The 21,610-nt window shown below is 72.3% G+C and carries 20 protein-coding genes and 1 pseudogene; 13 read left to right on the forward strand and 8 right to left on the reverse strand.

Going from position 1 to position 21,610, the window contains the following annotated elements; genetic code table 11:
• Nucleotides 1-181 precede the first annotated feature (181 nt).
• Nucleotides 182-985, forward strand: a complete 804-nt coding sequence (gene ppk2 / locus RFN52_RS02745) for a polyphosphate kinase 2 (protein ID WP_184854266.1) — start codon at nucleotides 182-184, stop codon at nucleotides 983-985.
• A 38-nt stretch (nucleotides 986-1,023) separates the two neighbouring features.
• On the opposite strand, the gene RFN52_RS02750 is transcribed toward ppk2, so the two are convergent.
• The 3 genes and pseudogenes from RFN52_RS02750 to RFN52_RS02760 all read right to left on the reverse strand — a co-directional run bounded on the left by RFN52_RS02750 (nucleotide 1,024) and on the right by RFN52_RS02760 (nucleotide 3,584).
• Nucleotides 1,024-1,929 carry a universal stress protein gene (locus RFN52_RS02750; RefSeq protein ID WP_184854265.1) on the reverse strand — a complete coding sequence of 302 codons (906 nt, stop codon included), beginning with the start codon at nucleotides 1,927-1,929 and terminating at the stop codon, nucleotides 1,024-1,026.
• A 170-nt stretch (nucleotides 1,930-2,099) separates the two neighbouring features.
• Nucleotides 2,100-2,551 (reverse strand): annotated as a pseudogene (locus tag RFN52_RS02755) (glycoside hydrolase family 65 protein); the annotation flags it as partial.
• 157 nt (nucleotides 2,552-2,708) lie between these two features.
• Entirely contained in the window at nucleotides 2,709-3,584 is an 876-nt protein-coding gene (locus tag RFN52_RS02760) for a universal stress protein (RefSeq protein ID WP_184854264.1), read from the reverse strand.
• Nucleotides 3,585-3,890: 306 nt separating this feature from the next.
• Here RFN52_RS02760 and RFN52_RS02765 point away from each other — a divergent pair, with 306 nt between their 5' ends.
• Both RFN52_RS02765 and RFN52_RS02770 read left to right on the forward strand, forming a co-directional pair.
• Complete coding sequence (locus RFN52_RS02765; protein ID WP_184854263.1) at nucleotides 3,891-4,871, forward strand: alpha/beta fold hydrolase; 981 nt, start codon at nucleotides 3,891-3,893, stop codon at nucleotides 4,869-4,871.
• A gap of 502 nt (nucleotides 4,872-5,373) precedes the next feature.
• Entirely contained in the window at nucleotides 5,374-6,252 is an 879-nt protein-coding gene (locus RFN52_RS02770) for a universal stress protein (protein ID WP_184854262.1), read from the forward strand.
• Nucleotides 6,253-6,277: 25 nt separating this feature from the next.
• Here the strand turns inward: RFN52_RS02770 and RFN52_RS02775 are convergent, their stop codons facing one another.
• Nucleotides 6,278-7,456 carry an acyl-CoA dehydrogenase family protein gene (locus RFN52_RS02775; RefSeq protein WP_184854261.1) on the reverse strand — a complete coding sequence of 393 codons (1,179 nt, stop codon included), beginning with the start codon at nucleotides 7,454-7,456 and terminating at the stop codon, nucleotides 6,278-6,280.
• A 96-nt stretch (nucleotides 7,457-7,552) separates the two neighbouring features.
• Entirely contained in the window at nucleotides 7,553-7,927 is a 375-nt protein-coding gene (locus tag RFN52_RS02780; RefSeq protein WP_031103717.1) for a four-helix bundle copper-binding protein, read from the reverse strand.
• 128 nt (nucleotides 7,928-8,055) lie between these two features.
• Here RFN52_RS02780 and RFN52_RS02785 point away from each other — a divergent pair, with 128 nt between their 5' ends.
• From RFN52_RS02785 to RFN52_RS02825, 9 genes are all read left to right on the forward strand, one after another.
• Nucleotides 8,056-8,412: a DUF6479 family protein gene (locus RFN52_RS02785; RefSeq protein ID WP_184854260.1), complete on the forward strand. Its 357-nt coding sequence runs from the start codon at nucleotides 8,056-8,058 to the stop codon at nucleotides 8,410-8,412.
• A gap of 176 nt (nucleotides 8,413-8,588) precedes the next feature.
• Nucleotides 8,589-9,095: a SigE family RNA polymerase sigma factor gene (locus RFN52_RS02790; protein WP_184854259.1), complete on the forward strand. Its 507-nt coding sequence runs from the start codon at nucleotides 8,589-8,591 to the stop codon at nucleotides 9,093-9,095.
• Nucleotides 9,096-9,106: 11 nt separating this feature from the next.
• Nucleotides 9,107-9,634, forward strand: a complete 528-nt coding sequence (locus RFN52_RS02795) for a cellulase (protein WP_184854258.1) — start codon at nucleotides 9,107-9,109, stop codon at nucleotides 9,632-9,634.
• A 137-nt stretch (nucleotides 9,635-9,771) separates the two neighbouring features.
• Nucleotides 9,772-11,046 (forward strand): bifunctional glycosyltransferase family 2/GtrA family protein, encoded by a 1,275-nt coding sequence (locus RFN52_RS02800; protein WP_184854257.1) that lies wholly within the window; start codon nucleotides 9,772-9,774, stop codon nucleotides 11,044-11,046.
• Entirely contained in the window at nucleotides 11,043-12,302 is a 1,260-nt protein-coding gene (locus RFN52_RS02805) for a putative hexosyltransferase (protein WP_184854256.1), read from the forward strand. Before RFN52_RS02800 ends, RFN52_RS02805 begins: the two co-directional genes overlap by 4 nt.
• A 136-nt stretch (nucleotides 12,303-12,438) precedes the next feature.
• A complete protein-coding gene (locus tag RFN52_RS02810) occupies nucleotides 12,439-14,103 on the forward strand; it encodes a purine-cytosine permease family protein (RefSeq protein ID WP_184854255.1) in 1,665 nt (554 codons plus the stop codon).
• Between the two features lie 168 nt (nucleotides 14,104-14,271).
• Nucleotides 14,272-14,727, forward strand: a complete 456-nt coding sequence (locus tag RFN52_RS02815; protein WP_184854254.1) for a hypothetical protein — start codon at nucleotides 14,272-14,274, stop codon at nucleotides 14,725-14,727.
• A gap of 130 nt (nucleotides 14,728-14,857) precedes the next feature.
• Entirely contained in the window at nucleotides 14,858-15,346 is a 489-nt protein-coding gene (locus RFN52_RS02820; protein WP_184854253.1) for a cation:proton antiporter regulatory subunit, read from the forward strand.
• 6 nt (nucleotides 15,347-15,352) lie between these two features.
• Nucleotides 15,353-16,588 carry a cation:proton antiporter gene (locus RFN52_RS02825; RefSeq protein WP_184854252.1) on the forward strand — a complete coding sequence of 412 codons (1,236 nt, stop codon included), beginning with the start codon at nucleotides 15,353-15,355 and terminating at the stop codon, nucleotides 16,586-16,588.
• 79 nt (nucleotides 16,589-16,667) lie between these two features.
• Here the strand turns inward: RFN52_RS02825 and RFN52_RS02830 are convergent, their stop codons facing one another.
• Together RFN52_RS02830 and RFN52_RS02835 are read right to left on the reverse strand one after the other, a co-directional pair.
• Nucleotides 16,668-17,249, reverse strand: a complete 582-nt coding sequence (locus tag RFN52_RS02830) for an Rv1733c family protein (protein WP_184854251.1) — start codon at nucleotides 17,247-17,249, stop codon at nucleotides 16,668-16,670.
• A 113-nt stretch (nucleotides 17,250-17,362) separates the two neighbouring features.
• Nucleotides 17,363-18,463: a winged helix DNA-binding domain-containing protein gene (locus RFN52_RS02835; protein ID WP_184854250.1), complete on the reverse strand. Its 1,101-nt coding sequence runs from the start codon at nucleotides 18,461-18,463 to the stop codon at nucleotides 17,363-17,365.
• A gap of 308 nt (nucleotides 18,464-18,771) precedes the next feature.
• Between RFN52_RS02835 and RFN52_RS02840 the strand changes: the two genes are divergently transcribed.
• A complete protein-coding gene (locus RFN52_RS02840; RefSeq protein ID WP_184854249.1) occupies nucleotides 18,772-20,004 on the forward strand; it encodes an acyl-CoA dehydrogenase family protein in 1,233 nt (410 codons plus the stop codon).
• Nucleotides 20,005-20,329: 325 nt separating this feature from the next.
• Here RFN52_RS02840 and RFN52_RS02845 read toward each other — a convergent pair whose 3' ends face one another.
• Nucleotides 20,330-21,424, reverse strand: a complete 1,095-nt coding sequence (locus RFN52_RS02845; RefSeq protein WP_184854248.1) for a carboxylate-amine ligase — start codon at nucleotides 21,422-21,424, stop codon at nucleotides 20,330-20,332.
• Nucleotides 21,425-21,610: the final 186 nt, after the last annotated feature.

A 21,610-nucleotide genomic window follows, 5' to 3' on the forward strand; every position in this document is an offset into this window, starting at 1 on the left:
CTACGGGTCCGCCGACGGGTCGACGGCCGAGTCCGGGGATCTGACACGCTCCCCCCGATCGGAAGCCGCTCCGGCCACGGGCGCGGCTCCCCCACCGGGGCGACCTGTCGTGCGCGGCTCCCGGCCGGGCAGTACGGTGCTGGAACGGAGGCCCGACGGCACCGAGGTGCGCGGAGGCGGCATGGCGGACAAGCAGGCGGCGAGGCTGGCGCGTAAGGCGTACGAGAGCGAACTGCTGCGCCTTCAGACGGAGTTGGTGAAACTTCAGGAGTGGGTGCGCACCGAGGGAGCCCGGCTGGTCATCGTGTTCGAGGGGCGGGACGCCGCCGGCAAGGGCGGCACCATCAAGCGGGTCGCCGAGCACCTCAACCCGCGTGTCGCGCGGATCGCCGCGCTGCCGAAACCCACTGAGCGGGAACGCACCCAGTGGTACTTCCAGCGGTACGTCGAGCACCTGCCGGCCGCCGGGGAGATCGTGCTGTTCGACCGGTCCTGGTACAACCGGGCCGGTGTCGAGCACGTGATGGGCTTCTGCTCGAAGGAGGAGTACCAGCTCTTCCTGCGCCAGTGCCCGATCTTCGAGCGGATGCTGACCGAGGACGGCGTACTGCTGCGCAAGTACTGGTTCTCGGTGAGCGACACCGAGCAGCAGGAACGCTTCCGGCGGCGCCTGGAGGATCCGCTGCGCCGCTGGAAGCTGTCAGCGATGGACCTGGAGTCGATCAGCCGCTGGGAGGCGTACTCGCGGGCCAAGGACGCGATGATGGTGCACACCGACATCGTCGAGGCCCCGTGGTATGTCGTCGAGAGCGACGACAAGCGCCGCGCCCGGCTGAACATGATCGCCCATCTGCTGGACTCCGTGCCGTACCACGAGGTGCCGCCGCCCGTGCTGGAGCTGCCGGACCGGCCGCCCTCGACCGGCTACCAGCGTCCACCGCGCGACCTGCAGACCTACGTACCCGACCACGCGGCACGTCTGTAGCACGGTCGGCGCGGCCGGGGACTTCCCGCGGGAGCAGATCACTCGTGTGCCACGACCACGACGGGCGCCGTGGCGTGGTGCAGTACCGCATGAGTGACGGAGCCGATGTGCGCGCCGAACGGGCTGCGCCGGATCCGCCGGCCCACGACGACCAGGGAGGCCTCGCGGGAGGCTTTGGCGAGTTCGCTCGCGGCGCCGCCGGCACACGCTTCCTCGGACACCTCGACAGCCGGGTACTTGTGCCGCCAGGGACGCAGTACGTCGCTGAGCTCCTCCGCGTTCTTCTGGGTCAGCTCGTCGTAGAGGCTGACGCCGTCGGAAAGGCCGTAGATGTTGTACGGCGGCGGGTTCCAGCCGTGCACGACACGCAAGGCCGTGCCGCGACGGGCCGCCTCCTCGAACGCGAATGCGATGACCGTGTCGTCGGGGCTGCGGGTGTCCAGGCCCAGCAGGACCGGGCGGAACGAGGTCGCCGCCGACGGTATGCCGGCCGGGTCCATGCCGTGCTCGTCGGTTGCCTGCTCCCCCTCCCGCACCAGCACCACCGGCACGTCCGTGCGGGCGACGACGGCCTGGCCCACGGATCCGACCAAGAACCCACCGACCCCGCTCATGCCGCGGGAGCCGAGGACCAGCAGGTCGGCGTCCTCGGCCGCGCCGACCAGGACGTCGGCGGGGCGGCCTTCCACGTGCACCGTGGTCACGTCCACCCCTGGGTGACGCGACCGGAGCCCCTCCGCGGACTCCCGTGGGATCTGTTCGCTCCAGTGCTGCTGGGTCTCGGCCCCGAGCAGCGGAGCCTGAGCCAGTGGATCGGGGACCGGCTCCCGGACATGAACCAACCGCACGGGGAGACTGCGCAGCTTGGCCTCACGAGCCGCCCATTCGGCAGCGGCCCGGCTCTCGGACGAGCCGTCGAGGCCGACCATGATGGTGCGGGACATGCTGTCCACCTCCTGATCCGGGTTCCGTCTTCAGGTTCCTTCAGGGGGGCGGTCGGCGGGCAGGGGCCGCTGGTCCCCTACGGGGCCCGTTCGGCCCCATCGCCGTACTGCGGTTCTCGGCGGACGAGGCCGACGCCACCATGAACCGTGCCCACACGGAGACCGAGCGTCTCTCCCGCGAACTCGGTGCGCAGGGCGGCGAGGTTCGATCGCCCATGTGCACGAGACGTCGCTGCCGTACGGACAGCACCCGGTCGTCGTCCAGGCCGTACCGGGTGACGCGGTCCAGGAGTCCCGCGTCCAGGACGAGGGTCTGACGGTGGGCGAGCACCGGCGCGCTGTCCGGTGTGAGCCATCGACCGCCCGCGGGCCGGAAGCGGAGCGGCAACCAGTTGGGCAGGTTGACCATGTCCTCGTTCTCGACGTGGCGGTCCGCGACGTCGGAGGTGAGCCGGTTGTAGCAGCCGGCCGCGTAGGTACCCGGGTAGTGCACGTCGTCCGCCGCGCACTCGGGCAGTGCTCCGCGCGTGGCGAAGCGGCCGTTGCCCAGGGTGCACAGCGCCTCCCTCAGACGCTGGTGTGCGGGATCGTATCCCTCGTACTCCCAGGTCCAGGCCGTCATGCGACTGTCCCCTTCACGGCTTCGGAGTCGGGAGGCCTGGATGAAGGCCGCTGCCGGACCAATGTCGCCCGAAGCGGACAGCGCCCCGGATACCCGCGACAGGAGCGTGTCGCGCGAAACCGGGACGTTCATCGGCCCGGCACAGGCCTTCCGCCGGTCAGGTCCGCTGGGGCACGACCGCGACGGGGCAGTCCGCGTGGTGCAGCAGGGTGTGGCTGACCCGGCCCAGCTGGAGGCCGAAGTGGCCGGACCGGCGCCGTGCGCCCACGACCACGAGGTCGGCGGCGGCCGAGCGGTTCACCAGCACCTTGCGGGCGGGTCCCTCGACCGTGGCCCGGCGCACCCGCACGGCCGGATGGTCGGCCATGACGTCGGCCACCAGCGCGTCCACCAGGTCGGAGGCCTGTGCCTCGTGCTCGTAGACGGGAGTCTCGGCCGGCGCCGGGGGGTCGGCGTTCTCGTTCATCGGAAGGCGCCATGCGCGGACGACGTCCAGCTCGCACCCGCGGGCCTCGGCCTCGCGGAACGCGAAGCGTACGGCCTCGGCACTCGTGTCGGGGTCCCCGGCCCCGAGCAGGATCCGACCGTGCGTGCCGGCCAGACCGGCCTTGTCACCCCGGACCACTATGACCGGGCAGTACGCACGGGCGGCGACCGCGAGGCTCACCGAGCCCAGCAGCGCTCCCTTCAGCTCTCCCCGACCGCGCGACCCCGTCACCAGGGCGGATGCGTTGTCGCCCTCGCTCAGCAGGGCGGCCACCGCCTCTGCGGCCACCGCCTCGCCCGTCACCTTCAGGTCGGGGTGGAGGCGACGGACACGTTCCTCGGCGGAAGCCACGATGTGGTCCGCCATCACCCGCTCCGACGGGCGCTCCCGGCCCAGCGACGGCAAGGCGCCTTCATAGCGTTCCCACAGCGAGGCATGGACCAGCCGCAACGGCAGACCGTGGCGGACGGCCTCGTCCGCCGCCCAGTCGATGGCCAGGATGCTGCCGTCAGATCCGTCGACGCCCACGATCAAGGGCAGTTCCATGATCCCCACCGCCAATCCGTCGGGCTGCCATCACGTGCAGCAGGGGGTCTCACTGACACGGTCCCACTCCGGCTCCATCGGGGGCAGGGACGGTCGGGCCCCGGCCGAGGACGTTCGGCCCATCTCGGGCAGGGGATCCGGCGCGGCCGGAGACGGGGCCGATCGCCCCTGCCCGGACGGCCGGAGACCGGCGGAGCCGGGGTTCGCTTTGCCGAAACCGCAACAAGCCTCGCCACGCCCCAGCCGCCGACCACATGATCGGGGAGCGATCTCGGCGCAGGGCAGATCGAGGATCCAGGAGGAGTCATGTCGCAGCAGGCCACGGCAGTCACACACCGGCTGGTCACCTCGCCCGCGGGCCGGATCCACCTGGTGGAGCAGGGCACCGGGCCACTGGTGCTGCTCGTGCACGGCTTCCCGGAATCCTGGTACTCCTGGCGCCACCAGCTGCCGGCCTTGGCCGCAGCCGGGTACCGCGCGGCCGCCATCGATGTCCGCGGCTACGGCCGTTCCTCCAGGCCCGGCGACACCGAGGCGTACCGGATGCTGGAGCTGGTGGAGGACAACGCCGCCGTGGTGCACGCCCTGGGCGAGCAGTCCGCGGTGATCGTCGGACACGACTGGGGGTCGGCCATCGCCGCCAACTCCGCCCTGGTCAGGCCGGACGTCTTCCGCGCGGTGGGGATGCTCGGTGTTCCCTACGCCCCGCGTGGCGGGCCGCGGCCCGGCGAGGTCTTCGCGCAGTTGGGCGGGGACGAGGAGTTCTACGTCTCCTACTTCCAGGAGCCCGGCCGGGCCGAGGCCGAGATCGAGCCCGACGTGCGCGGCTGGCTCGCCGGCTTCTACGCCGCCCTGTCCGCCGACACCATGCCCGCACCCGACGCACCCGGCCCGTACTTCGTCAGCCGGGGCGGGAGGCTGCGCGACCGCTTCCCCACCGGCCGGCTGCCGGTCTGGCTCAGTGAAGACGACCTGGACGTCTACTCCGGGGAGTTCGAGCGGACCGGCGTGAGCGGGGCGCTCAACCGCTACCGGAACATGGACCGGGACTGGGAAGATCTCGCCGGCTTCGACGGCGCCCCCATCACCCAGCCGTCCCTGTTCATCGGTGGCGGCCTGGACGCCTCCACCACGTGGATGGCCGATGCGATCAAGGCGTACCCCACCACCCTGCCCGGCCTGGTCTCCTCCCGGATCCTCGACGGCTGCGGCCACTGGATCCAGCAAGAGCGCCCCGCCGAGATCAACCGGCTCCTGACCGACTGGCTCGCCTCCTTGCCCGCCTGAGGCCTCTCCCAACGCCGGGACACCTGCCCGGGAGCGGCCGGGCGCCGGCCCGCCGGGAATGCTCAGTGCTGTCGTGACTCGTGAACACCTGAATCGCTCGCCGGCGCCGCGCTGCCTCCCGAACCGCTGTCGAAGCCCGCCGGTCTCGCGAACAGAGCCACCCGACCCGTCGCAGCCGCCTCATCGCTCGCCGGCGCCGCGCTGCCTCCCGAACCGCTGTCGAAGCCCGCCGGTCTCGCGAACAGAGCCACCCGACCCGTCGCAGCCGCCTCATCGAGGCCGAAGGTCCCCATGACGGTGCCCGGGCGGCCCGTGGTGTCGCACCCCCTGGAGGCACAGGCTGACACCAGGGGGCTCGAACGGGATGCGGAACGGGATGCCGAGGGCGACGATGACGAACAGCCCGGCGAACGGCGTCCTGGACGGGCGCACGCGGTCCGGCATCACGCCGATGCCCCCGGTTGCCGTCGTCGCACGACACTGACGCGGCACACAGAGAGGGATGAGGGCGGTGGACGGGCCGGTGATCGTCGGGGTGGACGGCTCCGAGTCGAGCCTGTGGGCCGCTGACGAGGCAGCGCTGCGCGAGGTTCCGCTGCACGTGGTGTACGCCTCGCTGTGGGAGCGCTACGAACAGGCCGTGTTCCCCGCGGCCCCGGGACCGTCGGAGCAGATACTCACCGCCGTCCTGGTGGTGGCAGCGGCGAAGCGCGCCCGGCAGCGCGTTCCCGGCACCGATGTCACCACCGAGGTCGTACCCGAGGGGCCGGTATCCGTGCTCCTTGGTGCGGCACGCAAGGCCTCCGTGCTGGTCATCGGGTCTCGCGGACGGGGAAGCGCCGCCGAGTTGCTGCTGGGCTCGGTCGGTCTGGCCGTGGCCGGGCGGGCCGACGGTGCGGTGATCGTCGTGCGCGGCGACCATGCCGACCGGACCGGGCCGCGGAGCCGGGAGCGGCGTGTCGTCGTGGGAGTCCCCGACAAGCCGGCGGACTCGGTGGCGGTGCGGTTCGCCTTCCGGGAGGCGGCCCGGCGCGGCGTGCCGCTCGAGGCGGTGCGGGCCTGGTGCCTCCCGGCGGACGAGGCGACCGACCACGCCCCGTTCACCGGCGAACCCGTCGAAGTGCACCGGCAGCGTGCCGTCGAGGCTCTGGAGACCGGGCTGCGCGAGCCGGCCGGGGAGCTTCCGGGGGTCGAGGTGCGCCGGCGGGTCGTCGAGGGCCCTGCCCGTGCCGCACTGCTCGACGCCTCGGCCGACGCCGCCCTCCTCGTGGTCGGCGCGCGGCACCATCACGGACGCTTCGGTCCCCGCATCGGCCGCGTCACGCACGCCGTGCTCCACCACGCAGCCTGTCCCGTGGCGGTCGTTCCCGAGCGGGGGTGATCCCCAAGGGACCTCGTACAGCCCGTCAGCGCCGGACTCTCGGCATCCCCAGCCCGATCCACGAGATGATCTCCCGCTGGATCTCGTTGTTGCCGCCGCCGAAGGTGAAGATGACCGCGGAGCGGTAGCCGCGTTCCAGTTCGCCGCGCAGGACCGCTCCGGCCGAGCCCTCCTTGAGGGCGCCGGGGGCCGCGACGATCTCCATCAGCCAGGCGTAGGCGTCGCGTCGGGCCTCGGAGCCGTAGACCTTGACGGCCGAGGCGTCCTGGGGGGTGAGGGTGCCGTTCTGGACCGCGCCGACCATCTGCCGGTTGAGCAGTTTCAGCGCGTCCAGCCGGGTGTGGGTGCGGGCCAGGAGGCGGCGTACCCAGGGCAGGTCGGCGACGCGGCGGCCGTCGGCGAGCTTGGTCTCCATCGCCCAGCGCTGCACGTCGTGCAGGGCCCGGATCGCCATGGTGCCGTGGGCGGCCAGGGTCACGCGCTCGTGGTTGAGCTGGTTGGTGATCAGCCGCCAGCCCTGGTTCTCGGCGCCGACCCGGCGCGAGACGGGGACGCGGACGTTCTCGTAGTAACTGGCGGTGGTGTCGTGCGAGGCGAGGGTGTTGATCAGGGTGCAGGAGTAGCCGGGGTCGGTGGTCGGCACCAGGAGCATGGTGATGCCCTTGTGCGGCGGGGCGTCGGGGTCGGTGCGCACGGCCAGCCACACCCAGTCGGCCGTGTCGCCGTTGGTCGTCCAGATCTTCTGGCCGTCCACGACGTACTCGTCGCCGTCCCGTACCGCCCTGGTGCGCAGGGACGCGAGGTCGGTGCCCGCGCCCGGCTCGCTGTAGCCGATGGCGAAGTCGATCTCGCCGGAGAGGATCTTCGGCAGGAAGTACGCCTTCTGCTCGTCGGTGCCGTACTGCATGATCGTCGGGCCGACGGTGTTCAGCGCCATGAGCGGCAGCGGGACGCCGGCCTGGGCGGCCTCGTCGAAGAAGATGAACTGCTCCATGGCCGTCAGGCCGCGCCCGCCGTACTCCTTCGGCCAGCCCACGCCGAGCCAGCCGTCCATGCCGAGCCGCCGGATGGTCTCGCGGTAGAACCGCTTCTGTGCGGCCGGGTCGCCGTGCCGGGCGTACAGGTGGTCCGGGACCAGTTCGGCGAAGTAGGACCGCAGTTCGGTGCGCAGCCGCTGCTGCTCGGGCGTGTATTCGAGGTGCACGGCGCCTCCAGGCTCCCAAGGCCGGTCCTGTCGGCGCACACCGTAGAACGTGTTCCAGAAATAGGGAATGGTGTCGGTCAGAGGGAATGGTGTCGGTCAGTTCAGCGTGGCGAGGAAGTCCGTGCACGCCCGCGCGCAGGCGCGGCATGCCGCCGCCGAGTCCTCCGCTCCTGGTTGCCGGTCGAAGACATGGGCGGCCTCCAGGCACACGGTCCGGCACCACTCCACCTGGACCCGGATGGTGCTCTCGTCCACCTGGTTCTGCTCGGACAGCACACGGCAGGTCGCGTCACAGACCTCCGCGCACATGATGCCCTTGCGTCGTACGAGTTCCTGGTTCTCGGTGCCGTCGGGATCCACGAGGCTTGCGCGCAGCGCGCACGCCCGCGCGCACTCGGTGCACGCCTGCGCACAGGCGAAACGGTCCTCCAGGAACCGGAACAGCTCCTGCTGGGATGTCGTCGAAGTCACACCGCGCGGGTAGCCCCGCTCGACGTCGGTCAAACCGGTGTTCGCAGCGGAGAACCGTTCACGGGCCGCTCCCCTCCCCCGGCCGAGGGGACCGGGTTCATGGTGGGGACCAGGGGTACCCGCGCGCCATGAATAGCGCATGGATGGAGATGGCCGCGGGCGACGCCCCCGGCTTCGGGTTCGTCGTGACCGGTCTGGTGGTCGTGGCCCTGCTGCTGGGCGCCTTCATCCTGGGCCTGCGGCACAAGCGCCGGCGTCCGCCGCGGCCCGACGAGCAGCCGAGGCTCCCCGACGGCGGCCCGGTCCGCGAGACGCTGGAGCGCCGCGAGCCCGACGAGATGCCGAGAAGTGAGGAGCGTCTGACGCCGCACGAGCTGAAGACGCACGGCAACCAGAGCGACCGGACCAGCGCCTCGCAGACGCGCCCGCGCTGGAACGAGGGCAGCAGCGGCGGCTTCGGCAGCGGCGGCCCGGGAGCCCGCTGAACCGCCACCGGCTCGTCCAGCACTTCGTAAAAGAGGGCCCGTGCCTGTGCACGGGCCCTTTTCCATGCCCTGCCCCAGACAGAGTGAGGTGGATCACAGGTTTAGGGTGCAGCGTGGGGTGGGGTCCAGCGTCTTTTGAGAGGTGTAGGGGGCCACTGAGACGCAGGACGGTGAGGATGGAGCAGGTTCGGGCGGACGGCTTCGACGAGTTCGCGGCCGCCCGTTGGTCGGCGCTGCTCCATGTCGCGCGTCTGCTCACGGGGGGTGACCGGCAGCGTGCCGAGGATCTGGTGCAGGAAGCCTTGGTCAAGTTGTGGTTCGTTTGGCCGAAGGTCGCCGAGCAGGCTCCGGAGGCGTACGTCCGCACCGTGCTGGTGCGGCTGGCGGCCCGCTCGGCGCGGCGGCGCTGGTGGGGGGAGCGCCCGGTGGAGCAACTGCCGGACCGGGCCGACCCGGGCGACATGTCCTCCGCCGTCGCGGAGCGTTCGCGACTGGAGGCGGCGCTGGCCCTGCTGTCGCCGAAGCAGCGGGCCGCGGTGGTCCTGCGCTACTACGAGGACCTGCCCGAGTCCCAGGTCGCCCAGGCCCTGGGCTGCCCGGTGGGCACAGCCCGGTCCCATGCGTCGCGCGGAGTCGCGCGGCTCCGCCAGATCCTGTCCGACGCCGTCAGGCCCGTGGGGTGAAAGGAGAACCGATGGACGACTTCGAGCGGGACCTGTCGCGGCTGATGCGCGACACCCAGCAGCACACCCCCTACGAGCCCGAGCACCGGCAGCGGCTGCACGCGGGCATCCGCTCCCGCCGCCGGTCACGGTTGCTGTGGAAGGCGGGCGGCTCCGCCGTGGCGGTGGCCGGGCTCAGTGTCGGGCTGGCCCTGCTGCCCAGCATGCTCACCCGCGCCCAGCCCGCCGATCACCGTCCGCAGCCGACGACGAGTCCGACGACCTCGCCGGACAGCACACCGACCACCGCACCACCGGCGCCGAGCACGACGCCGACCGAGCAGCCCGAGACGACCCTGCCCGCGACCATGACCGGCGGTGTCACACCGTCCGGGCCGACGAGCGAGCCGGCGCGGGACCCCACGCCGACGGCCACGTCCTCCGAGAGCCGGTCCGGCACGACGCCGCCCGCCACGCCGGCGCCCTCCCCCACACCGACGACGGTCCCGCCGTCCCCGGTGGACTCCGAGGAACCCTCGGCATCGGTCTACCCCGAGTAGCCGCCTGAGCGGCCCTCCCCGCCAGGGCGCCCTCGCCCCGAGCCTCCTTCACCGCACCACCCGCCACGGGCGCCTTCGGCATGCCCAAAACCGGCGACCGGGCATGCCCCGCGCCAGAAGAGGACCGTGAAACAGCCATGCGAACCGTACGGCGGTCGGCCCTGATCGACCGCCCGATACCCGGGCCGTCCGCGTTGCCCCGGCGGGCACCCCTGCCCGCGCACCACCCGGAACCCGTCCTCGACGTGGTCGTCCCCGTGTACAACGAGGAGAACGACCTGGAACCCTGCGTCCGGCGGTTGCACGCGCACCTCGGCGAGACCTTCCCCTACGCCTTCCGCATCACCATCGCCGACAACGCCAGCACCGACGCCACCCCGCGGATCGCCGCACGGCTGGCCGCGGAACTGCCCGGCACGGACTGGATCCGGCTCGCCGAGAAGGGGCGGGGCCGGGCGCTGCACACCGCGTGGTCACGCTCCCGCGCGCCGGTGCTCGCGTATCTGGACGTGGACCTGTCCACCGACCTCGCCGCACTGCTGCCGCTGGTCGCGCCGCTGATCTCGGGTCACTCGGACATCGCCATCGGCACCCGGCTGGCCCGGGGATCGCAGGTGGTGCGCGGGCCCAAACGGGAGATCATCTCCCGCTGCTACAACGGACTGCTGCGCTCCACGCTCGCCGTGCGGTTCTCCGACGCGCAGTGCGGGTTCAAGGCGGTGCGGCGGGACGTCGCCGAGCGGCTGCTGCCGCTGGTGGAGGACCGCGAGTGGTTCTTCGACACCGAGCTGCTGGTGATCGCCGAGCGCGCGGGGCTGCGCATCCACGAGGTGCCGGTGGACTGGGTGGACGACCCCGACAGCCGGGTCCACATCCTCTCCACGGCACTGGCCGATCTGCGGGGCATGGCCAGGCTGGGCCGGGCCCTGGCCGGCGGCCGGCTGCCGCTGACCGCGCTGCGCCGCAGAGACGGCGACCTCGACGGGGAGCTGCCGGCGGGTCTGGCCCGGCAGGCGGTGCGCTTCGCCGCGGTCGGTGCCGCCAGCACCCTGTGCTATCTGCTGCTGTACACCCTGCTCAGACCGGCGACGGGAGCGCAGGCCGCCAACGGGCTCGCCCTGCTCGCCAGCGCGATCGCCAACACGGCGGCCAACCGGCGGCTCACGTTCGGGGTGCGGGGCCGCGACGGCGCGCTCCGCCACCAGCTCAAGGGCCTGGCCGCCTTCATGGTCGGGCTGGCCCTGACCAGCGGTTCACTGGCCGTCCTCCACCACCTCGCGCCCGGGGCCGGCCATCGGGTCGAGCTGGTGACGCTGATCGCCGCCAATCTGGCCGCGACGCTGCTGCGCTTCCTCCTCTTCCGGGCCTGGGTGTTCCCGGCCCGCCGTACGACAGGATCCGTCTCGCCATGAGCACCATCCAGCTGCGCCGGCCGCCCTCCACCGCCAGCGGCCCCGAAGTACCGTACCGAAAACGGGAGTTGCGGCCGAGGGTGCGCGCCGCCGTCCGCTACGGGCCCGTGCTGCTGACATACGGCGTGCTGAAGCTGGCCGGCTTCGCCGTCTTCATGTATCTGCTGGACTCGGCGGGCGACTTCCGGAAGAAGAACCCGCGCTTCGGCGGCGGGGAGCACGCCTGGGATGTCCTGGCCAGCTGGGACGGCTGGTGGTACCAGCAGATCGCCGAGCACGGGTACGACCCCGCACTGGAGCCCGTCCCGGGTGCGAAGGGCCTGATCACGCTGGAGGGCAACTCGGCGGCGTTCTTCCCGCTGTATCCGACCCTGATGCGACTGGTCTCGGAGTGCACCGGACTGGGCCTGTACGGCGCCGGCATGACGGTCTCCGTCATCGCCTCGTTCGTCGCGGCCCTCGGCGTCTACGCCGTGACGAAGCGGCTGGGCGGCCACCGGGCCGGTCTGGTCGCGGCCGGGCTGTGGGCGGTGTGGCCCGGCTCGGGCACGGAGTGGTCGGGCTACTCGGAGAGCCTCTACACGGCGCTGGCCGCGTGGGCCTGTCACGCCGTCATGTCCCGCCGCTGGCTCACCGCCGGCCTGCTGACCTGCGCGGCGGGACTCTGCCGGCCCACCGCCGTCGCGCTCGTCGCCGCCCTGGCCGTGGCCGTGGCGCTGTCCTTGCGCCGCCGGGAGGACGGGGTGCGGCGCCCGCTCGCCGCCGTGGCCATCGCACCGTTGGGCCTGTTCGGCTACCTCGCCTGGGTCAACTACCGGATAGGCGACATCAACGGCTACTCCAAGCTGCAGGACGGCGCCTGGGCCCACAAGTTCGACTGGGGAGTCCACACGTTCAACGTGCTGACGTCCATCCCGGTCGGTCACTTCGACTACCTGTTCGCGATGCCCTTCGAGGACGTCATCGGCGTCTGCGTGGTGCTGATGGTGCCGGTGCTGACCGTGCTGCTGCTGCGGATGCGACCGCCCGCCGTGCTCGTCGTCTACACGGTCCTGTCCTACCTCATGGTGATGACGACCCAGCAGTACTTCGGCAACGTCTCGCGCTATCTGCTCCCGCTCTTCCCGCTGTTCGTCCCGCTCGCCCTCGCCATGAGCCGGCTCCGATGGCCGTCCCTGGCCACGGTCCTCGGCACGGCCGCGCTGGCCTCCGGGTCGTACGCCGGGTACGTGCTGTTCATCCTCGGGGTGCCGTAGTCGGCCCGGCAACTGCCCCTGGCGCCCGATGAGATGCCTCCGAAACATTCCCTTCACGCAGGAAGTATTTAGGGGTAACGACCGCTGCCTACCGTGCCTGCCTTGTCGTCCCCAACCCGCAGCGAGGAGGCGTGGCATGAGCACCGAGCCACGACTGGCAGAAGTCACCGGTCCGGAACCCGCGCAGGAGGCACCGCGGGGTACGGACCAGGCCGTCAAGGAGACCCTGGAGGACTACACCCTCCGCTTCGCGCCGCGCAGTTACCGGCGCTGGACTCCGATGGTGGTGGCGACGACCGCGCTCGGCGGCATCGCCTACATGGCCGACTTCTCCATCGGAGCCGGCATCGGCCTCGCCCACGGCACCGGCAACGCGCTGCTCGCGATCGCCGTCGCCGCCGTCGTCATCTTCGTGACGGGCTTCCCGCTCGCCTACTACGGGGCCCGCTACAACATCGACCTGGACCTGATCACCCGCGGCTCCGGGTTCGGCTACTTCGGCTCGGTCATCACCAGCGTCATCTTCGCCAGTTTCACCTTCATCTTCTTCGCCCTCGAAGGCTCGATCATGGCGCAGGGCCTGAAGCTGGGCCTCGGACTGCCGCTCTGGCTGGGCTATCTGGTCTCCACCCTGATGGTGATCCCCCTGGTGATCTACGGCATGTCGGCGCTGAGCAAGCTCCAGGTGTGGACCACCCCCGTCTGGCTGCTGCTGATGGTCGGCCCGCTGGTCTACCTGGTCGCCACCGACCCGGGCACCGTCGACCGGTTCCTCGCCTACGCGGGCACCGACGGGGACGGCGGCGTCAACACCGCCTCCGTGCTGCTCGGCGCGGGCGTGTGCCTGTCGCTGATCGCGCAGATCGGCGAGCAGATCGACTACCTGCGCTTCATGCCTCCCAAGACCGAGGCCAACAAGCGCAGTTGGTGGACGGCCGTGGTGATGGCGGGTCCGGGCTGGGTGGTGCTGGGCGCGCTGAAGCAGGCCATCGGCGTGTTCCTCGCGGTGTACATCATCGCCGAGGTCGGCGCCTCCGCCGCGCCCGAGCCGATCCAGCAGTTCAAGCACGCTTTCGACGCGATGATGCCGTCCTGGATCGTCCTCCCGCTGGCCGTGGCCCTGGTCGTGATCAGCCAGATCAAGATCAATGTCACGAACGCCTACTCCGGCTCCCTCGCCTGGACCAACTCCTTCACCCGGGTCACGAAGCGCTACCCGGGCCGGATGGTCTTCGTCCTGGTCAACCTGGGCTTCGCGCTCGCGCTGATGGAGGCGGACATGTTCAGCTTCCTCAACAGCATCCTGGGCTTCTACTCGAACTGCGCGATCGCCTGGGTCGTCACGGTGGCCACCGACATCGGCATCAACAAGTACGTGCTGAAGCTGTCCCCGCACGCCCCCGAGTTCCGCCGCGGCATGCTCTACGCCGTCAACCCCGTCGGGGTCGTCTCCTTCGTCGCCGCCTCGGGGCTGTCCATCGCGATGTACTTCCACGCCCTCGGCGACACGCTCCAGCCGTACTCCCCCGTCGCCGCTGCCGTCATCGCCTTCGTCCTCACTCCGTTGATGGCCGTGGTCACCAAGGGCAGGTACTACCTGCGCCGCACCGACGACGGCATCGCCGATCCCCTCCTGGACGAGGACGGCAACCCCAGCTCCGTCGCCTACACATGCCATGTGTGCCGGCAGCAGTTCGAGCGGCCGGACGTCGCCGCGTGCCGGACGCACGACGCGGTCGTCTGCTCGCTGTGCCTGAGCACCGACAAGGTCGGGGACCACGTCCTGCCGGCGGCGGTCTGACCCATGGGCGGGAGCGCGGCCGGGCGCTCCCGCCGTACGGCACGTTCCAACTCGGTCTCGGACGCGTTGTGCGGGCCCGGACGGGGCGGCGGCTCCGGGGCCCGGGCGGCATACTGATCTTGCGCCGCGCAGTGAGCGGGCCGACGGTCGGAGAGGGGATGACGGGACGTGACCACCGATGAGCATGACGGACGGGGAACACCCCACGAGCCGCCAGGCATCCCCCCGGCCCCCGACGACGTGTGGCTGAGATTCCTCACGGACAGCGAGTCCGCCATACGCGTCTCCGCTCCCCGGGAGCCCTCCGCCGAGGAACGGGCGGCCGGGCGGCGGCTACAGCCTCCGCACGCCGTCGGCGACCTGTGGCAGCCGGAGGAGTTGTGGGTGCGCGTGGCGTGGCAGGACCTGGACCGCCGGGCCAAGGTCCGGCGCGTGGGACGGGTCGCCGCCACCGCGGCAGCCGTCGCCCTGGCCTTGGGGGCCTGGTCCCAGCTGTCCACCGGCGCGGGCACGGGCGACCGGCCCGGCGAGAGCACGGTGCGGCAGGTCGAGGGGGCGACCGCCCGGCTGCCCACGGCCACACCCGTCCCGCCCGCAACCCCCTTCCCGCAGCCCTCCCGATAGCCCACGCAAGGGGGGTACGGTCGCGCCCCGCCGCCTAGGATGAGCCACACAGGCCGGATCTGGGCGCTCGTCCGGGCGCGGCCCCCCACAGGCAGGAACGCGCAGGCAACGCGACCGAAGGGGGACGGAGATGAGCGCGCCACGCCTCAGCAGCACCCCGTTGCCGGGCATAGGGGTCCGCTACGACCTGACGACACGGGACCACGGCCGGCGTCTCTCGGTGGTCGCGCACCGGGACGGGCACCGGACGGTCAGCGCCTACCGCGAGGACGACCCGGACGCGTGCGACCTGTCGGTGCGGCTGGCACCGGAGGAGGCGGCCACGCTCATCGACGCCCTGATGCCCGAGCATCACACGCCGAACCTGCTGTCCACCACCGACCTGGGGCTCGTCGCCGAGCGGATCGAACTGCCCGGCTCCTCGCACTGGAACGGGCGGCTGCTGGGCGAGTCCCGGATCCGTACCGAGACCGGGGCGTCCGTGGTGGCGGTGCTGCGCCGGGCGGAGGCGATCCCCTCCCCCACCCCGGACTTCCGGCTGGCCGGTGGCGACATCCTCATCGTCATCGGGACCCGCGAGGGCGTGGAGGCGGCCGCCGCGATACTCGGGCGGGAGTGACCCGCCATGCAGTCCTCCGCCGTCTTCCTGATCGAGTTCGGCTGCCTCATCCTCGGGCTGGGGCTGCTCGGCCGGTTCGCCGGGCGCTTCCGCTTCTCGCCGATCCCCCTCTATCTGCTGGCCGGGCTCGCCTTCGGGGAGGGCGGGCTGCTGCCGCTGGGCGCCAGCGAGGACTTCGTCGCCGTCGGCGCCGAGATCGGTGTCATCCTGCTGCTGCTCATGCTGGGCCTGGAGTACACGGCCACCGACCTCGTCTCCCACCTCAGGACCCACTACCCCGCCGGGCTCCTCGACGCCGTCCTCAACGCCCTGCCGGGCGCGGTCCTGGCCCTGCTGCTCGGCTGGGGCCCGGTCGCCGCCGTCGTCCTGGCCGGTGTCACCTGGGTCTCCTCGTCGGGCGTCATCGCCAAGATCCTCGGAGACCTGGGGCGGCTGGGAAACCGGGAGACCCCGGCCATTTTGAGCATCCTCGTCCTGGAGGACCTCTCGATGGCGGTGTACCTGCCCATCGTCACGGCCCTGCTGGCCGGGGTGAGCCTGGCCGCGGGCGGCGTCACGCTGGCCATCGCCGTGGGCGTGCTGGCCCTGGTGCTGGTCCTCGCGGTGCGCTACGGCCGCCTCGTCTCGCGTTTCGTCTCCAGCGACGACCCCGAGAAACTGCTCCTGGTCGTCCTCGGTGTGACGCTCGTGGTGGCCGGGGTGGCCCAGCAGTTGCAGGTGTCGGCGGCGGTGGGCGCCTTCCTGGTCGGCATCGCGCTGTCGGGTGAGGTCGCCGAGGGCGCGACGAGTCTGCTCGCGCCGCTGCGGGACCTGTTCGCCGCGGTGTTCTTCGTCTTCTTCGGCCTGCACACCGACCCGGCCAGCATTCCGCCGGTGCTGCTGCCCGCCCTCGCCCTGGCCGCCGTCACCACGGCCACGAAGATCGCCACGGGCTACTGGGCCGCGCGCCGTGCGGGCATCGGGCCGAGGGGCCGCTGGCGCGCCGGCGGCACGCTCGTCGCCCGCGGCGAGTTCTCCATCGTCATCGCCGGGCTGGCCGTCACGTCCGGCATCGAGCCCTCCCTCGGCCCCCTGGCCACGGCGTACGTCCTCATCCTGGTCCTGCTCGGCCCTCTCACCGCCCGGTGGACGGAACCGCTGGCCACGCGTCTGACCGGACGCTCCAGCCGACGCGGCGTGCCGGCTCCCCCCGGCGCGCACGAGGCACTCGACGAGGACCAGGACACGGCCGGCCGGACCTGATCGAGCCGCCGGGACAACCGGCGCGGACGTCCACGACGACCGGCCGGAGTGGGCTGTAAGCCCGGTGGTGCCGCCGCGTTCAGCCCGTCTTCCAGCCCCTGCGCGTGTCGATCCGCTCCCACTCCGCGTCCCACTGGGCCAGGCGCCGCCGGTCCAGGGCCAGGCGGGTCAGCCAGACGGCTCCCAGGACCGCACCGCCCGCGGAAGCCCCCGCGAGCGCGCCGCCCATCGAGGTGTGGAGCCACACCTCGCCGCTGGACACCGGTGGGCTCGTGAGGTCACCGCTCCGGTTCACCCAGACGGAGATGGTGCTTCCGGCGGGGGCCCTGGGCGCTACCCGGGCCTCCTCCCGGTGCGTGGAGCCGTCGGGCCCGGTCCACCGCACCTTGCCCCACACCCGGTGATCGCTCGCCGTGCGGGCCGGAGACGGGCCGGGCGCGTCCTCGACGACCACCGCCGTGACCTGGCGGCTCTCGGCCCGCTGCCGTTCGGCGGCTCGCTCGACCGTGCCCGCGGCCGTCACCCCGGCGACCAGCCCGCCCAGCAGGGCGAGCACCCAGCCGGCGAGCACGACCCAGGCCTCGACGACGTCGACGCGCCGTTTGAGCGCGTTGCGTCGCCACCGCCACCACCGCACGGTCACCCGCTCTGACGCTTTCATGGGCCGACACCCCCTCGTGAGCACCGGCAGCACCCTTCCAGTGTGCGCCTGACTGCCGCTGACGCTCGCCGATCAGTGCGGGGCGGCTCGTCGCGAAGGGGTGAGGGCGTGGTTCACGCGGGAGATGCCGCGATCCGTACCCGGTCGCTCTCGCCGCCGGAGAGGAAGGAGGCCATCGCGCTGCCCTCCTCGGCGACGGTGGTGCGGTCGGCCCGGGAGAAGCGGCGCAGCGGGTTCACCAGCACCGTGTCCGCCTCGACGGTCCAGGTCGCGGCGACCCTGCCGTCGACCAGTACGACGCGCTCGCCGGCGACGGACAGGTGGCGGTGCGCGTCGTCGATGATGCGGCTGCGGTCGTGGTAGCCGAGGATCGCGTTGTCGAACGCCGGCAGGAACCGCACGGGCGCCGACGTGCCAGGGTCGGGGCGGGGGGCATCGGGGAGGTCGAGCAGTTCGCGGCCGCGTTCGTCGCGGAAGGCGACCAGTTCTCCGCGCAGGGCGGAGACCGCGGCGGGCAGTCCGGCGAGGCCGCACCAGGCGCGCAGGTCGGCCGAGGCGGCGGGGCCGAAGGCCGTCAGGTAGCGCCGTACCAAAGTCTGGCCGACGGGGTCGGAGCCGTCCGTCGTGGGCGGGTCGACCTCGCGCCCCAGCCAGGAGGAGATCAGCGCGTAGCGCACTCCGGCTTTGGTACGCCACAGTCCGCGCGGCGGCAGTTGGACCGTCGGCAGGAGGGCGGCGACCAGCATTTCCCCCAGGGGCCGGGGCCCGGCCGCGGGCCAGCGGTCGGCGACGGCGCGCGCGAGTTCGGGCATGGAGCGGGGTTCGCCGTCCGCCATGGCCTTCCGGCCCGCCGTGGCGAGTTCGCCGGGATCGACCCCGTCGAGCTCGCGCCGGTAGACCCCGAGGACCCGCTGGCGCAGCATGCCGTCGTGGCGGGCGCGCCAGGCCAGGACGTCGTCGGCGGTGACGAGATGGACGGTGCGGCGCATGAGGTGGGTGCGCACGACACGCCGCCCGGTCAGCAGGTCCGACAGCTCCGCCGGGTCGAACGTCCGCAGCCGCGACCAGAGGCCGGGGAACGGCTCCTGCGGTTCCTGCGCCTGGAGGCCGCAGAGGTGCGTGACGGCGTCCAGGACCGGCAGGTCGGCGCGATCGAGGAGCAACTGCCGGGCGAGGGTGGCGCGGTTGAGCGCCCGGGCGTCGAGAACGGTCATCGGTGCACCTCGGCCTCTGCGTCGTGTGCCGACCCGTGGTCCAGGTGTCCGGGCGGCGTGCACGCTCACCGTCGCACGGGATGCGGTCAGTTCGTGACCCCATCCGGCGCGCGGGTCCCAGCCCGCGGAGGTGGCCGGGAGTTGGGATCGGCCGGCGCGCGGCTCCTTCCCTACCTTCCCTATCGAATTACTAGGAAAGTATTGACGGCGCCTTGCACTCCTGCGCAGGATGATGCGCATGGCCCACACACCTTTCCCGCCGGTGAGGCTCAACGCCCCACTGCGCAAACGGACTTGAGGAGATCCCTGTGACGGGCGTTGCCCCGGCGCCGTCCCGCCCGGCCGCGGAGTCCGACCAGGCCGGGCCCGGCCGTGCGCACTGGCTGCGCGTGGCCCGCGAGACGGCGGAGGACCTCGCCACGGACGCGGTGGCCAGGGACCAGGCGGGCAAGCCTCCCTTCGACGAGGTGTCGCGGCTGCGCGAGTCGGGACTGCTGACGCTTCTCGTCCCTGCCGATACCGGTGGCGGCGGCGCCGACTGGACCGAGGCGTACGCCGTGGTCCGGGAGATCGCGGCGGCCGACGGCGCCATCGGCCAGCTGCTCGGCTGTCACTACTTCACGTCCTGGAGCGCCCGGTTCCTCGCCGGAGCGGCCCTTGCCGCCCGGCTGGAGCGGCGGTCCGCGGCGGAGCAGTGGTGCTGGGGCGGTGGCCTGGCCCGGCAGGAACCGGCGCTGACGCTCGTCAAGGACACGCGGGGGTACGTCCTCGACGGCCGGCAGAGCTATGCCGCCGGCGTCCTGGTCGCCGACCGTCTCACCGTACGGGCGGTCCGGGCCGAGACGGGCGAACCCCTCGCGCTCGTGGTGGATCCCGCCCTCGCGGGCGTGGTCGTCGACGGTGACGCCGACCCCTTCGGGCAGCGGCTGGCGGCTGGCGGCAGCGCGGAGTTCGACGCCGTGCCGGTCACCGCCGACGACGTACTGGGGTCCCTCTCGTCGGACGAGGACGTCCTGTCGCCCTTGACGGCCCTGATGTCACCGGTCGGCCGCCTGCTGTCGGTGCAGCTCCGGCTCGGCATGGCGGAGGGCGTGCTCGCCGAGGCCCGTGAGTACAGCAGGACCGGTCCCTCCCACCGGCACCCGGACTGGCCGGTCGGCTCCCCGCAGGATCCGCAGGTGCTGACGGCGTACGGGGAGCTCACCGTGCTCACCCGCTCGGCGTCGGCGCTGGCCGACCAGGCGCGCCGGGCCGTCCAGGAGGGACTGGACCACGGCGAGGACCTGACCTACGAGGAGTACGCGGAGATCTCCGTCCTCGTGGCCATGGCCGAAGCCGCCGCGTCCAGGGCCGCCCAGGAGTCCACCGCCCGAGCCCTCGACATCATCGGCGCCCGCTCCGCCTCGGCACGGCTGGGCTTCGACCGGTTCTGGCGCAACGCCCGGACCCACACCCTGTACGAGCCCGTCGGGCACCGGCTGAGGGACGTCGGGGACTACTTCCTGAACGGTGCGCACCCTCCGTTCGTCCTGCCCGTCTGACCGCGCTCGGTCCTGTCCCATCACCTTGCAGACCGCGTCCTTCGTGCGGTCCTCCATGGCCGTGACGGGACCGAGGGCCGCATCGGCCGCGCCGGGCAGGCTTCCGCGGGGTCGGTTCACGGCCACCGTTCGCACCCGAGCGGCTTCTCACCGCCGGGGGTCCCCGCAGGTCCCCCGCCGTGACGAAGATCAGCGGCCTCGCCCCTCCGTACGGGCCGGCGCCCGCGGTCCTCCTCCTCGACGAGCCGGCCGCCAGCCCGCACCACGCCCACGCCGCCGTCGCCACGACCCGCGCGGCGGCGGCCCGACGAGCCGTTCCGCGGCGTCACGGCATCGTGCTCTGCGCGCTGATCAGCTCGGTGACCGCGCGCAGACCGCCGTGGGCGAGAGCGGCGCGCTGCCGGTCCGCGCCGGTGCCGTCCTGCAGCAGCCGGTGGATCAGGGAGGTGACCTGACGGCTGTCGCCGGAGGCGTCGAGGGCGGGGGCGACGTGCCGCAGGAATTCGTAGAGCACGTCGCCGGCGCGATGCGGTCTGCCGTCCGGGTCGATCAGGGTGTCGCCGAGCCCGTAGCGGGCGGCGTGCCACATGGCGGCCTGCAGCAGTTCGGGCGCGCAGTCGGGCAGGGGCGTGCCGGCGGCCGCTTCCGCCAGTGAGGTCTCCACGAGGGCCCGGATGATCGCGGCGAGCATGACCGCCTCGTCCGCCCGCAGCTGGACGTCCGGGCACCGCACCTCGATGGTGGGATAGGTGGCCGAGAGCCGGGCCTGCCAGTAGAGCTGCCCGGTGTCGGAGATCAGGCCGGACTCCTGGAGCCGTTCCACGCGCCGGTCGTAGTCCGCGGCGTCCTCGAAGTGCGGGGGCATGCCGCTGACCGGCCACCGGCTGAAGATCACCGTGCGCCAGCTGGCGAAGCCGGTGTCGTGGCCGTCCCAGAGCGGGGAGTTCGCGGCCATGGCCGTCAGCGTCGGCAGCCGGAAGCGGATCCGGTTCAGGACCTGCACGCCCGCCTCCCGGTCGGGGACGGCGACGTGCACGTGCGTGCCGTTGACCAGTTGCTCCGCCACCAGTTGGGGTGCCAGGGTGACCATGGCCCGGTAGCGGGCCTGGTCGGTGACGGCTATGGGGCGGCCATGCCGCAGCGGTGGTGTCCCGCAGACCCCGATCCGGCAGCCGTGCTCCTCCGCGGCCACACCGACGGCGTGCCGCAGCCGCAGCAGATGACCGCCGACCTCCTCCAGGGTGTCGCAGACCGGGGTGGCCACCTCGACCTGCGCCTGGAGCAGCTCGTACTGCACCTCCTGGTCGGTCACGAGATGCCCCACGCCCGCGGCGGCGCGCACCTTGTCCGCCTGAGGTACCGGCAGGCCCGTGACCGGGTCGAGCAGCAGGTACTCCTCTTCAACGCCGATCGTCGTCATCGACACCTTCTGTTCCGCCCGGCGGCCGGGCCGGATTTCCGGCGCGCGGAAGCGCACCGCACGCAGCGGTGACCACCTTCCGGGGGCCCGCCCGCGGGTTACCGAGTGCCGCACACGCGCTGGAACAAAACATGACACAGATACAGAAATCGCTTACGACGGAAAGGACGTCCTTGGGGTGCCGCT

It is taken from the genome of Streptomyces collinus, assembly GCF_031348265.1.
GTDB classification, from domain to species: Bacteria; Actinomycetota; Actinomycetes; order Streptomycetales; family Streptomycetaceae; genus Streptomyces; species Streptomyces collinus.

Coding starts and splice junctions, on each gene's coding strand:
- RFN52_RS02790 (WP_184854259.1), top strand. CDS start 8,589: ATGGAGCAGGTTCGGGCGGACGGCTTCGACGAGTTCGCGGCCGCCCGT.
- RFN52_RS02750 (WP_184854265.1), bottom strand. CDS start 1,929: ATGTCCCGCACCATCATGGTCGGCCTCGACGGCTCGTCCGAGAGCCGG.
- RFN52_RS02785 (WP_184854260.1), top strand. CDS start 8,056: ATGAATAGCGCATGGATGGAGATGGCCGCGGGCGACGCCCCCGGCTTC.
- RFN52_RS02835 (WP_184854250.1), bottom strand. CDS start 18,463: ATGACCGTTCTCGACGCCCGGGCGCTCAACCGCGCCACCCTCGCCCGG.
- RFN52_RS02770 (WP_184854262.1), top strand. CDS start 5,374: ATGAGGGCGGTGGACGGGCCGGTGATCGTCGGGGTGGACGGCTCCGAG.
- RFN52_RS02795 (WP_184854258.1), top strand. CDS start 9,107: ATGGACGACTTCGAGCGGGACCTGTCGCGGCTGATGCGCGACACCCAG.
- RFN52_RS02760 (WP_184854264.1), bottom strand. CDS start 3,584: ATGGAACTGCCCTTGATCGTGGGCGTCGACGGATCTGACGGCAGCATC.
- RFN52_RS02805 (WP_184854256.1), top strand. CDS start 11,043: ATGAGCACCATCCAGCTGCGCCGGCCGCCCTCCACCGCCAGCGGCCCC.
- ppk2 (WP_184854266.1), top strand. CDS start 182: ATGGCGGACAAGCAGGCGGCGAGGCTGGCGCGTAAGGCGTACGAGAGC.
- RFN52_RS02845 (WP_184854248.1), bottom strand. CDS start 21,424: ATGACGACGATCGGCGTTGAAGAGGAGTACCTGCTGCTCGACCCGGTC.
- RFN52_RS02765 (WP_184854263.1), top strand. CDS start 3,891: ATGTCGCAGCAGGCCACGGCAGTCACACACCGGCTGGTCACCTCGCCC.
- RFN52_RS02800 (WP_184854257.1), top strand. CDS start 9,772: ATGCGAACCGTACGGCGGTCGGCCCTGATCGACCGCCCGATACCCGGG.
- RFN52_RS02830 (WP_184854251.1), bottom strand. CDS start 17,249: ATGAAAGCGTCAGAGCGGGTGACCGTGCGGTGGTGGCGGTGGCGACGC.
- RFN52_RS02820 (WP_184854253.1), top strand. CDS start 14,858: ATGAGCGCGCCACGCCTCAGCAGCACCCCGTTGCCGGGCATAGGGGTC.
- RFN52_RS02825 (WP_184854252.1), top strand. CDS start 15,353: ATGCAGTCCTCCGCCGTCTTCCTGATCGAGTTCGGCTGCCTCATCCTC.
- RFN52_RS02810 (WP_184854255.1), top strand. CDS start 12,439: ATGAGCACCGAGCCACGACTGGCAGAAGTCACCGGTCCGGAACCCGCG.